Annotated in this window: 13 protein-coding genes; 9 read left to right on the forward strand and 4 right to left on the reverse strand. The window is 43.3% G+C overall.

Annotation, left to right across the window (positions count from 1 at the left end):
* The 8 genes from FTU34_RS15215 to FTU34_RS15250 form a co-directional block, all read left to right on the forward strand.
* Nucleotides 1-110, forward strand: a 110-nt coding sequence (locus FTU34_RS15215; RefSeq protein ID WP_179994364.1) for a zinc ribbon domain-containing protein, incomplete at its 5' end; no start/stop codon positions are given.
* An 86-nt stretch (nt 111-196) separates the two neighbouring features.
* The gene (argA, locus tag FTU34_RS15220; RefSeq protein WP_180036112.1) at nt 197-1,549 is read left to right on the forward strand and encodes an amino-acid N-acetyltransferase; all 1,353 of its coding nucleotides are present in this window, start codon (nt 197-199) and stop codon (nt 1,547-1,549) included.
* A gap of 338 nt (nt 1,550-1,887) precedes the next feature.
* A complete protein-coding gene (locus tag FTU34_RS15225) occupies nt 1,888-2,850 on the forward strand; it encodes a sulfonate ABC transporter substrate-binding protein (RefSeq protein WP_180024668.1) in 963 nt (320 codons plus the stop codon).
* Nucleotides 2,851-2,876: 26 nt separating this feature from the next.
* A complete protein-coding gene (locus FTU34_RS15230; RefSeq protein ID WP_180036113.1) occupies nt 2,877-3,866 on the forward strand; it encodes an aliphatic sulfonate ABC transporter substrate-binding protein in 990 nt (329 codons plus the stop codon).
* Between the two features lie 33 nt (nt 3,867-3,899).
* Nucleotides 3,900-5,075, forward strand: a complete 1,176-nt coding sequence (ssuD, locus tag FTU34_RS15235; RefSeq protein ID WP_180036114.1) for an FMNH2-dependent alkanesulfonate monooxygenase — start codon at nt 3,900-3,902, stop codon at nt 5,073-5,075.
* On the forward strand, nt 5,075-5,890 hold the full coding sequence (gene ssuC / locus FTU34_RS15240) for an aliphatic sulfonate ABC transporter permease SsuC (RefSeq protein WP_078190647.1): 816 nt from the start codon (nt 5,075-5,077) through the stop codon (nt 5,888-5,890). Before ssuD ends, ssuC begins: the two co-directional genes overlap by 1 nt.
* Before the next feature lie 10 nt (nt 5,891-5,900).
* On the forward strand, nt 5,901-6,707 hold the full coding sequence (locus FTU34_RS15245; protein WP_180036115.1) for an ABC transporter ATP-binding protein: 807 nt from the start codon (nt 5,901-5,903) through the stop codon (nt 6,705-6,707).
* A 347-nt stretch (nt 6,708-7,054) separates the two neighbouring features.
* On the forward strand, nt 7,055-7,675 hold the full coding sequence (locus FTU34_RS15250) for a TetR/AcrR family transcriptional regulator (protein WP_078190649.1): 621 nt from the start codon (nt 7,055-7,057) through the stop codon (nt 7,673-7,675).
* A gap of 69 nt (nt 7,676-7,744) precedes the next feature.
* Here the strand turns inward: FTU34_RS15250 and FTU34_RS15255 are convergent, their stop codons facing one another.
* The 4 genes from FTU34_RS15255 to FTU34_RS15270 form a co-directional block, all read right to left on the reverse strand.
* Nucleotides 7,745-8,311: a 5'-nucleosidase gene (locus FTU34_RS15255; protein ID WP_078190650.1), complete on the reverse strand. Its 567-nt coding sequence runs from the start codon at nt 8,309-8,311 to the stop codon at nt 7,745-7,747.
* A gap of 117 nt (nt 8,312-8,428) precedes the next feature.
* Entirely contained in the window at nt 8,429-8,755 is a 327-nt protein-coding gene (locus FTU34_RS15260) for a hypothetical protein (RefSeq protein WP_180036116.1), read from the reverse strand.
* The gene (locus FTU34_RS15265) at nt 8,737-9,504 is read right to left on the reverse strand and encodes a Rieske 2Fe-2S domain-containing protein (protein ID WP_180036117.1); all 768 of its coding nucleotides are present in this window, start codon (nt 9,502-9,504) and stop codon (nt 8,737-8,739) included. The genes FTU34_RS15260 and FTU34_RS15265 overlap by 19 nt, the downstream gene beginning before the upstream one ends.
* 259 nt (nt 9,505-9,763) lie before the next feature.
* Nucleotides 9,764-10,912, reverse strand: coding sequence for a TDT family transporter (locus FTU34_RS15270; protein ID WP_180036118.1), 1,149 nt, complete (start codon nt 10,910-10,912; stop codon nt 9,764-9,766).
* A gap of 208 nt (nt 10,913-11,120) precedes the next feature.
* On the opposite strand from FTU34_RS15270, the gene ribF reads away from it, so the two are divergent.
* On the forward strand, nt 11,121-12,122 hold the full coding sequence (ribF, locus tag FTU34_RS15275; protein ID WP_111886018.1) for a riboflavin biosynthesis protein RibF: 1,002 nt from the start codon (nt 11,121-11,123) through the stop codon (nt 12,120-12,122).
* Nucleotides 12,123-12,129 lie beyond the last annotated feature (7 nt).

A 12,129-nucleotide genomic window follows, 5' to 3' on the forward strand; every position in this document is an offset into this window, starting at 1 on the left:
AATGGGAGTGCATGAGCTGTGGTACAGCTCATGATCGAGATATAAACTCAGCTCTAAACATTCTTGCGCTTGGGCATAAGCGTCTAGCTGTAGGAATCACCCTCTTTTAAGGGGGTGAGGATGTCAAATTTGCTTTCCGCTGTCATATGTTTTTGTTTAGAATCATCCATACCAAAGCGAATAAACAGGCATAGGCATGCAAACGAATATCACTGAACCATCTTCCAGCACAACCTTACAGTATGTGCATTGGTTCCGTCATTCTGCACCCTATATTAATGCGCATCGCAACAAAACCTTTGTCATCATGTTTGATGGTGAAGCGCTGCAACATGAAAATTTTCAACACATTATTCACGATATTGCCTTATTACACTCGCTTGGTATTCGTCTAATTTTGGTGCATGGTGCCCGTCCGCAAATCAATCATAATTTACAAAGCAGCGGCATCCAGACACCATTTCATCATCATCGTCGCATTACCACTCGCGAATCCTTACCTGCAGTGATGAATGCTGTTGGCTCCATTCGTCTGCAAATTGAAGCCCTCCTATCTATGGGTTTAGCCAACTCACCGATGTACGGCGCGCGTATTGATGTGGTCTCAGGTAATTTGGTCACGGCAAAACCGTATGGCATTCGTGACGGTATCGATTTTCAACTGTCTGGTGAAGTTCGTTCCGTCGATATTGATGCGATTCAACGTCATTTAGAGAGCCAAAACATTGTGGTGCTTGGGCCGACAGGTTATTCCACTACAGGTGAAGTGTTTAATTTATTGGCTGAAGAAGTTGCGACCAAAACTGCGATCAGTTTAAAAGCGGATAAGTTAATTTTCTTGGGCAAACAACACGGTTTGCACAATGAACATGGGCAGCTACAACGCGAAATTACACCTCATCAACTTGATCAGCATATTTTGCAATATCAAGATTCTAATCCCGATATTGCCCTGCATTTAAGCGTTGCTAAAGATGCCTCGTTACAAGGCGTACACCGTGTTCATCTTATTTCATATGCCTATGATGGCGCATTGATCGAAGAATTGTTCACACGTGACGGTTCTGGCACCATGATCACGGATGCGCATTATGAAGAAGTGCGTACTGCCGATATTCAAGATGTTGGTGGCTTAATCAATCTCTTACGCCCTCTCGAACAAGAAGGCATCTTGGTTTATCGCTCACGCGAACGTCTGGAAAATGAAATTGGACAATTTGCAGTGATTGAACGTGACGGTACGATTTTGGCCTGCGCTGCGTTGTACCCGATTCCTACCACAGGGGATGAAAAACGCTCTGCTGAAATCGCATGTGTGGCTGTGCATCCGGGTTATCGAAAATCGAATCGCGGTAGCCAAATTTTGCATTATTTAGAAGAAAAAGCGCGAGATTTAGGTATTGAACAATTGTTTATTTTGACCACACGAACAGCGCATTGGTTCCTTGAACAAGGTTTTGAACAAGTCAGTGTCGATGACTTACCGAATGCCCGTCAGGCCTTATATAACTACCAAAGAAACTCATTGGTTTGTAAAAAGTCACTTTAAAGTGGCTTTTTTTATGCGCTGAATAGCATTATTTTGCATAAGGTTATGCCGAATCCCTTGGCTATCCCCTCAAATCACTTTGCAAGCCATAGAATAACCATATCTACCATTTAAATAACCCAAATAAATAAAATAATTTCAATAACTTAAAATAATACTTCGACACATTATATGTTTTTCTAAAATCATAATTTCTCATAAGTTTTGCTGATTTTTATTTATCTTTTTTCCTGATTTTAAATTTAAGTTTTCTTATTTTTTTCGAAAAAGAAAAATCTTTAGCTTATGTGTTCATAAATCAACAGTTCTGCACATTTAGACCTTTATAGGAGCAACACATGCGTACTCACAAAGCAAAACTCTGGACAAAAACACTTGTACTGTCTACAGCGGTTGTGGGTGCCATGATGATGTCGGGCTGTGGCAAAAAAGAGGCTGAAGAAAATGTCACCTTAAATATTGGTTTCCAAAAATATGGCTTATTGCCAATTTTAAAAGAACGCGGAACCTTAGAAACAGCCTTAAAAAGCCAAGGTGTAAATATCAAATGGGTGGAATTTCCTGCGGGTCCACAGCTGCTTGAAGGCCTCAATGTGGGCAGTGTTTCATTTGGTGAAGTCGGTGAAGCACCACCTATCTTTGCTCAAGCCGCTCAAACCGATTTGGTTTACATTGCCAACCAACCTGCTGTTCCAAAAGCTGAAGCGTTAATTGTGCAAAAAGATTCGGCTATTCACAGTATTCAGGATTTAAAAGGTAAACGTGTGGCCTTAAACAAAGGCTCAAACGTGCATTACCTGTTGCTCAAGTTGTTGGAAGCCAATCAGCTTAAATTTAGCGACATCAATGTCGTGTATTTACCGCCTGCCGATGCACGAGCTGCCTTTGAAAAAGGTGCAGTCGATGCATGGGTAATTTGGGACCCGTTCCTTTCCGCCGCTGAGCATCAACTTAATGCTCGCACCATTGCCAATGGCGAAAACTTGGTGAAGAACTACCAGTTCTATTTGGCCGATCGCAAATTTGCTCAGGAAAATCCAAAAGTCCTGCAAGCTGTGGTGAATGAGTTGAATTTGACCACGCAATGGGTCTCAAAAAATCAAGATGAAGCGGCCAAATTACTCGAAGGCAAAACAGGCTTAGGTCTGGATGTGCTTAAAACATCTATTTCACGCTTAGGCAATCAAGTGACGCCAATTACTGCACAAGTGGCGCAGGAGCAGCAGCAAGTCGCTGATGCGTTTTATAACGAAAAATTAATTCCCAATAAATTAAATATTGAGTCGGCCATTATCAAATAAGGCGACCACAGCATAAGGGCGATGCCATGCGTATTCTAAGAACATTTTCCATACTGACTTTAACCACTTTTGGCCTTGGACTCAGTGCCTGCCAAAAACAAGAAACAGCACAGCAGTATGGTGAAAAACCAGCTGAAACAGCCGTAAAAACCTTGGTTATCGGTTTCCAAAAATCAGCCTTAAATTTGCTAGTTGCCCGTGAACAAAAGCTCTTTGAACAACAATTTCCCGGCGCTCACATTGAGTGGAAGGAATTCCCTGCTGGCCCACAAATGTTAGAAGCTCTTGCGGTTGGTGCGGTGGATTATGGCTATGTCGGCAACACCCCGCCTATTTTTTCCCAAGCTGCCAATAAAGACCTGAATTATATTGGCTATGAAGTGGTGCCTGAACAGTCGCTTGCTGTCGTGATTCCAGCGGATAGCTCAATCAAAACCATTCAAGAATTACGTGGCAAACGCGTTGCTGTACAAAAAGGCTCGAGTGCGCATGAGTTATTAGCCAAAACTTTAGAAAAAGCCGGTTTGACTTGGAATGACATTCAACCGATTTGGATTCCACCAGCAGATGCACGTGCCGCATTTGATAAAAAATCAATTGATGCATGGGCCATTTGGGACCCGTTTTTATCTGCAGCGGAGTTGGATGCTCAAGCTAAAGTGCTGATTCAATCTGGTGATTTTCCAAAGACCTATTCATTTTATGTGGCAAATCCAAAAGTCGTTCAGGCGCACCCTGATGTCCCAGCTAAATTTTTAAAGGCCCTAGACGCTTCCGATCAGTGGATTGTGAAGAACCAAAATGTGGCTTTAGAGATTTATCAAAACAGCACAGGGTTGCAAAAGAATATTGCTGCGCAAGCCTTTTCACGCCGATCTAAACCATCTCCTGTGCGCTCGCTGACACCCGAGGTTATACAAGCACAGCAAAATATTGCGGACTTATTTAAACAAGTCCAACTGATTCCAAACAACATTCAAGTCCAAAAGCAAGTTTGGACACCTTCATCACATTGATACCCGAGCCATCAAAAATACAAGGAACTGAACATGAAAATTTTCTGGTTTATCCCTACCCACGGTGACAGTCGCTACTTAGGAACAAGTAAAGGTGCACGCCAAGTCGATCATGCCTACATGAAGCAAATTGCAGTAGCGGTGGATAATCTTGGCTATGAAGGCGTTCTGATTCCGACAGGTCGTTCATGTGAAGATCCATGGCTTACAGCTGCAAGCTTGATTGATGCCACTAAAAATCTAAAATTTCTAGTCGCTCTACGTCCGGGGGTGACAACGCCTGCACTGACTGCACGTATGGCTGCAACTTTTGACCGTTTATCTGGCGGTCGTATCTTACTAAACTTAGTCACAGGCGGTGATGAGCAAGAACTCAGGGGTGATGGTGTCTATGAAGATCATGCGACGCGTTACCAAACTGCCGCAGAATACACCACGATTTGGCGTGAAATTTTAACCCGTTCACATACTGGTGAAAGCTATACCTTCCATGGCGAACGCCTGAGTGTGGACGACGCAAAATTACTTTATCCACCGGTACAAAAACCGTATCCACCACTATGGTTTGGCGGTTCTTCAGAGGCAGCTGTTGAACTGGCAACGGATCAAGTTGACACCTATTTAACTTGGGGTGAGCCACCTGCTGCGGTAAAAGAAAAAATTGCAGTGGTGCGTGAAAAAGCCAAAGCCAAAGGACGTGAACTGAATTATGGCATTCGTTTACATGTCATTGTGCGCGAAACCAATGAAGAAGCATGGAAAGCAGCTGAAGAGCTGATCCAATATGTCGACGATGCCACCATTGCAGCCGCGCAAGCCAAGTTCAAAACCATGGACTCTGTAGGGCAACGCCGTATGGCTGAACTGCACAATGGCGACCGTAGCAAATTAGAAGTATCTCCAAACTTATGGGCAGGTGTTGGATTGGTTCGTGGTGGTGCAGGTACGGCACTCGTTGGTGATCCTGAAACTGTCGCCGCACGTATCCAAGAATATGCCGATCTCGGGATTAATACCTTTATTTTCTCTGGTTACCCACACCTTGAAGAGTCGATCCGTTTCGCAGAATTGGTGTTCCCACTACTGCCATTGGAAACGCGTCAGAAATTGGTTCAACCTAACTTAACAGGCCCGTTTGGTGAGATCGTCGCGAACAACTACACCCCAGATGAAAATAAAAAAGCTGGAAAGATTCAGGAGCCGGCCTAATGTCCAAAACTGTTTCTGTTGAAACCTTCAAAGCACCGAAGGTTTCACGTGGAACACAACTCGGGCAGCGTTTGCTGCCTTGGTTGTTTCCTATTGCATTAATTATTGTATGGCAAATTGCCTCTGTTACAGGGCTGTTAGAAAGTCGTATTTTGCCTGCGCCAAGTGCGGTGGTGGTGGCCTTTTGGAACTTACTGATCAGTGGTGAACTGTGGAAGCATGTCCAAATCAGTGCGGGTCGTGCTTTGGTTGGGCTTTTAGTTGGGGGTGGATTAGGTCTTTTTTTAGGGCTGCTGAATGGTTCATCCAAAACAGCATCGACGCTACTCGATACCACGCTGCAAATGATTCGTAACATTCCTGCTCTTGCCCTGATTCCATTGGTGATTTTATGGTTTGGGATCGATGAATCGGCCAAGCTGTTTTTAGTCGCTATTGGCGTATTCTTTCCCATTTATATCAATACCTATCATGGTATTCGTTCTGTAGACCCTCAACTGATTGAAATGGGCAAAAGCTACGGTTTGAGTGGCTGGCAACTGTATAAAGAAATCATTCTACCGGGGGCGATGCCGTCTATTTTAGTTGGTCTGCGTTTTTCACTCGGGCTCGTTTGGGTTTTGTTGATTGTGGCAGAAACCATTTCTGCACAAGCCGGCATCGGTTATATGACCATGAACGCACGCGAATTCCTGCAAACCGACATCGTCTTGGTCGGGATTTTATTGTATGCCCTACTCGGTAAATTGGCCGATGTACTGGCTGTTGCATTAGAAAAATATTTACTCCGTTGGCACTCGGGTTACCAAAAATAAGGAGCATGTGATGACCGATTTAAGCATAAGCCGTCATGCAGACGACTCAACCCAACCTCAGCGTTCTTCTGTCGAGGATATCAACCCCCATGCAGTGTTGGGCGCAGAGATCCTGATTGAACAACTACACAAATTTTATGGCGATGTTAAAGTCCTTGAAGACCTTGACCTGCATATTCAACCCGGTGAATTCTTGGCGATTGTCGGTCGTAGTGGCTGTGGTAAAAGTACCCTGCTTCGCCTCATCGCCGACTTAGAAAAACCGAGTTATGGCGAAATTAAATTTAAGTCTGCACGTCATATTCGTGAAGGTATCACCAGCGATGATATTCGTGTGATGTTCCAAGACCCTCGCCTCCTGCCTTGGCGTAGCATTGAGAAAAATGTGCAACTCGGTTTAAGCAAAGACCAACATGCCAATGCCACAGCACTCCTCGAGAAAGTTGGTTTAAAAGACAAAGCGGGGCTTTGGCCAACACAGCTATCAGGGGGGCAACGTCAACGTACTGCACTGGCACGTGCTTTGTCACATAAACCACGCATTTTGCTGCTAGATGAACCACTGGGTGCGCTCGATGCCTTAACACGTTTAGATATGCAGAATTTGATTGAAAAACTCTGGACTGAACAAGGGTTTACCGCGATTTTGGTCACGCATGATGTAAGTGAAGCCGTGCAGTTGGCAGACCGTATAATCTTGCTCGATAAAGGCCATATTGCCAAAGAATTTAGTGTCGATTTGCCCCGCCCACGAAAAAAAGGCATTGAATTTACTGAACTTGAACAACAAGTCTTACAAGCGGTCTTGGCCACTTAAGCTGTACTTGTGCAGGAAATCATCACTTAAACCGTGTGACTTCCTGTACTATTCAAGAACAATATCGCAACAAAACCATATTTAGCATTGAGGGTAGATTTATCGCCTGTTGACAAATACATCACAAAAATTACGACAAATCATATAAATCCATGACTAAAAATAATGATTTATTTAAATTTCACCCTAAAATGATTATTTGAAATATTATGGCATTCGTCGTATTTATTTGACCGTTGAACAGAATAAACTGCCAAAATTCATAAAATTAAAAACGATGATTGTGCACAAATCTGTTGATTTGCCGTACAATTCAATATTCCCTTTTCATTTTCTTAAAAGAGCTAATGGAACAAAAAAAGAGTACCCAGAAACGCCACCAGTTGCTTAATGCAGCACTGGATGTCTTTTCCCTGTATGGCTTCAATGGCGCCAGCTTGGATGAGATCGCACAGATTGCAGAAATGCATAAATCGAATATTTTCTATTACTATGAAAATAAAGAAGCGCTTTATGTTGAAGTTCTGACTACGGTTCTACAAAAGTGGCTTGCTCCGCTACAAATGTTGGAAGCAGACCTTGAGCCCGAAGAAGCGATCACCAATTATCTATTGCAGAAAATTGAAGTATCTCGTACCCAACCGAAAGCCTCACGTTTGTTCGCACTTGAAGTCATTCAGGGCGCACCACACATTCTTGAAATTTTAAAAGGTCCACTAAAAAAATTAGTGAAACGCAAAGCCAAAGTCATTAGCAACTGGCAAGAACAAGGCAAAATTTCAAAAGATATTGATCCAGAACTTTTAATTCTGAACATTTGGGCAATTACGCAAAACTATGCTGACTTTGCAACCCAAATGGAAATGGTCACTGGAAAAACCTTACGTAATCGCAGTATGCAACAACGGATTATTCAACATACCGTTCATATGATGCTTTACGGTGTAATTCCACGCCCAGAAAAGTAAATTGAATTGGGTCGAATTGGCATACGACCATAGCATTCTATGGTCGCCGACCGAAATTAGCTAAATGCCTTATTTTACTGTTTGATATAATTCCAATAATTTCTTTGCGCCGAATAATAAATTTTCTTCCCAATCCAAATGTGCTGTGTCATTCGCACCATCGGTAATATATTTTACCGACACAAAGCGAACACCCAGTTTTTTACATACTTTAGCGATTGCGTAGCCTTCCATATCGACAAGATTACACGGTACTTTCGGCAGCCCAGTTTCAAAGCTGTCGCCTGTACCACAAATTCCTTTAGGCAAATGGCTAAACATGCTCTCTGGCTGAATTTCAGCAGGATGATCGGTATCCATCGGGGTCACCCCGACATCAAAACCCAAAGGCGATACGTCCATATCCCGTTGTACAAATTGAGCCACTTCAACCAACGCATGTGCATCAAAATGTGAACTTCCCGCAGTGCCCAAATTCAGCAAAGTATGACATCCGGTTTTTTGAATCACATCAAAGGCTTTAAATGCGGCATTGACTTTACCAATACCACTGTAATGCACTTCAATGCCTGCAGCTTCAAATAAGCCTTTAGATTCACTCGGCAGTGCCATAATTAAAGCGATTTGCTGACGCATAGCGGTCTCCTCAAATTGATGCCTTCATATAGCATACATTTGCACGTGCGCAGAAAAATCATCTTCAAAAATCACATTGCTCAGAAAAATAAATTCCTCAAACAGATTCAACTGTTATCAAATTTGAAATTGCATCGGACGTTTGCCAATAAAAGATGGTGCCAATTGTTGGTCATGACGTAAGGCATCTAAAATCTTCTCTAAGGCAATATGTGCCATATCCCCTCGTACACTATGCGAATGGGTCATCGGCATATGCTCGATGCCAGCTCTTCGCGCTGACAAAATTTTAATGTCTTGTTTGTTGACCACCCAAGTATAGGCATTCACAGCCGGCATCAATGCCTTAGACAACAATTTTGGAATCGGAAATTTATAACTAACACAGGTATAAACCCTTGACTCATACGGTCCCACAGGGCTAATCAGACTATTAAACACCATGCCCGACGGCTCTCCCAATGGTATTCCACCAAGGTAATATTCGGCGCGATAAAACTGTCGCGGTGGACTTGTTCAGCACCATGCGGATTGGTCAGCCATGGCATCATGCCAACATCTGCATCATGGTCATGATAGTCAACGACTACTTTGCGCGGCCCCACATCTATGGTGGCATCCACGGCTTTTCCCGACTCTGAACGAAACCAGCCTTCATGCACAAATATGGTATGGGTCACATCCATAATATTTTGTGCAACAGCGCCCATCTCACCATCATAACTGCCGACCATGTAATAGCTGACCCAGCCGGCTTGATCATAAAACGGTAATTTAAATATTTCTGGGCGTTCCTGTTTGGGCTTTTCACCGAGATAAATCCATACCATCCCATCTTGCTCACACACATCAAAACTACGCTGTTTAAAGGGATGCGGTTTTTCTGGAAAAAACTGCCCATTGACACTGGGAATATGCGCCACATGGCCATCACCCTGATACGACCAACCATGATATGGACATGTCACGCAGCCATCAGTCATTTTACCCTGAGACAAAGGCACTCCACGATGCACACATTGATCGAGCAATGCAGCGGCTGTTCCATCTTTTTGTCGGAACAGAACAATTTTTTTACCATACAGGGTGGCTGAAAAAGGTTGATCTTTTTTGAGTTCTTTAGAGGTACAAGCGACGTACCACTCTTCTAATAATCCTTTGGCATCATCCCAAAAACTGGTTTGATTACACATAATTCAATCCTTATTTTTATCTTTTTTGTTTTAATCCATATGCCTTGCTCTAGTTCCTATACTTCAAGCAAGTTTATATCTCGAAGCCAATTGATCTCTCGAAAATACGCGCAAATTTTATACATGAATGTTTTGCTTGGATAGCAAAATAACGTAACTGCATCACACGCTTGCACAAGCTCTATATTTGTTTGCTGAAATCCGTCAAAGCCAACGCGCAATAGTTTTCTTCAACGGATTTACATTCACCGGACATCATTTAAGATGCGCGCTGAGCATCACAATACGCTTTTAAACACGGAGAAAAAAATAAGCTGCCACGATAAAACCCTTGTATGGTTTTCAGCATTACCAATATCCAAAGCGTAAAGAGCAATACTGCAAAAAAAGTACTGAACTGTTCAATAGCGTGTAACTGCGTTTGTTCCGCCAAATGGATGACCGCCAAATTAAAAACGCCGAATGGAAACGTCATCGCCCACCACCCGAGATTAAAGGGTAAATCTCGCAAATGTTTTAGCGTGATGAGTATGGCGATTCCGAACCACCATACACCAAATCCAAGTAGAACAAGGGCTGCGAACACGCCGCCTTGAAGCAACACCTGTCCTAAATCTGCCAAGTCTACTGCTGTCAAAATACGTGGGGCTTGCTCGCCCAAAACTAACAGCGCTAAAGCCCCTGTCCCAATCGGTCCTAAGGCCAACCAACTGCTGATCGCCATATCCTTGCTTGGCAATTGATGTAAAGCCAGACGCAGCAACAAAATGCTTAAGATGGCAAATGCTGGAAATACTGAGATCCCCCAAAGCAGATAACTCCCCAGCAAAATATGGACAGCATGGGCCTGTGCAGGTAAATGCGCCAACAATAAACCGCCTGAACTGGCAGCCACCTCGCAAGCCACTATCGGCAATAACCATACTGCGGTCATGCCTTGCAGCGCATGTTGCTGACGACTAAACATCAGAAATGGGACACACCATGCAATCGCAATTGCCATCAACACATCGACATACCATAAATATTCAGCCCAAGTGATGATGCTCACGCCCAAAAATTCAGTGTACAGCGTGGTGCCAAATTTCAATGCGCCATTAATCAGGGTTGCCAGTGCCATGGGGATTGCCCCAAGAAATAAACTCATCACCGGATGTTGGAAAATCTGCTTGGCTTCTTGTGGGTATAAGATCCATCGGCTGAGATACATGCCACTAAACAATATGAACAACACGATACTGATCTGCCACAGCGCTGCTCCAAAGGACCACATCCACTGCGGCGCCAACGCTATAGAAGGTAAAATGAGGGCCACCACACCTGTGCCCATCACCACCGTAAACCAGTTTGGGGTGAAATGACGAATCAAGTCTTGTTTATGCTGGAGTTGATAAAATGGCATTTTCATCGCATGATGCTCATCAAAATGGAATGTCTATAGTTTAAGCACACCATTAAATAAGAAAAATTGATTAATATTTATTTTTATAATTTATTTTACTGATATTAAATTCATCTCTGCATAAAAAAACTTGAGTAAAAACACAACAACAAGACGAACGCAGAAGATTATGGCAATATATAGCCCTCAAACATTTTCAACAATTGATTCGCCCATGAAGCTGCTCCGTCTGAATGCTTTAGCGCCCCACTTAGAACTCCCCAAAACTGCCGTGACCATTGGCAATTTTGATGGCGTACATTTGGGTCATCAAGCGATGGTCAGCCAGCTCAAAGACATAGCACAGCAACAAAACTTAAAAACAGCTGTGATGATTTTTGAGCCACAACCACTTGAATTCTTTAAAGCTTATGACGCTCCACCTCGAATCAGTTCACTACGTGAAAAAGTCGAATATTTAACTGAACTGGGCGTCGACTATATTGTGGTGGCAAAATTTGACAATGCCTTTCGTAATCTCAGCGCTGAAGAATTTGCCGATATTTTAAAAAATAAACTCAATACACAAAGTTTAGTTTTGGGCGAAGATCATCACTTTGGCAAAAACCGTCAAGGCAATAGCGAATTTTTACGCCAATACGGCTTCCAAGTCACAGCCTTGCAGAATGTCGAAGTCGATGGCGAACGTGTCAGTTCGACACTGGTTCGTCAGACTTTACAAGCAGGCGACCTTGCCCATGCCGCAAAGCTTTTAGGTCGTCCTTATAGCATCACAGGTCGTGTACAGTATGGCGATCAAATCGGTCGCACGATTAATTTTCCTACCATTAATGTGCGTTTAAACCGTCATAAACCTTGTTTAAATGGTATTTATGCAGTCGATGTCATTTGTGAAACCGAATCTTTAACAGATAAAGTAAAAAGCGAAAATGCTGACAAATTAGGGGTTGCAGGTTATGCACCCTCTGCCCTGTTTGGTGCAGGGCATGTTGGTACGCGTCCCGCGATTAAACAGGAACATCCTGAATGGCGATTAGAAGTACATTTTCCTGATGTTTCTGCTAATCTGTATGGCCTGTTAATGCGGGTGACGTTCTTGAACTTTTTACATGGCGAAAAGGACTACCCTTCGCTTGAAGCATTGAAAGCAGGAATTGATGACGACGTCGAAAAGCTCCTTGAGTTTCGAGGTCAGCACCCTCATTTCCCCTTTTAAACCCCGA

It is taken from the genome of Acinetobacter sp. YH12094 (genome assembly GCF_013419295.1).
Lineage (GTDB): Bacteria > Pseudomonadota > Gammaproteobacteria > Pseudomonadales > Moraxellaceae > Acinetobacter > Acinetobacter amyesii.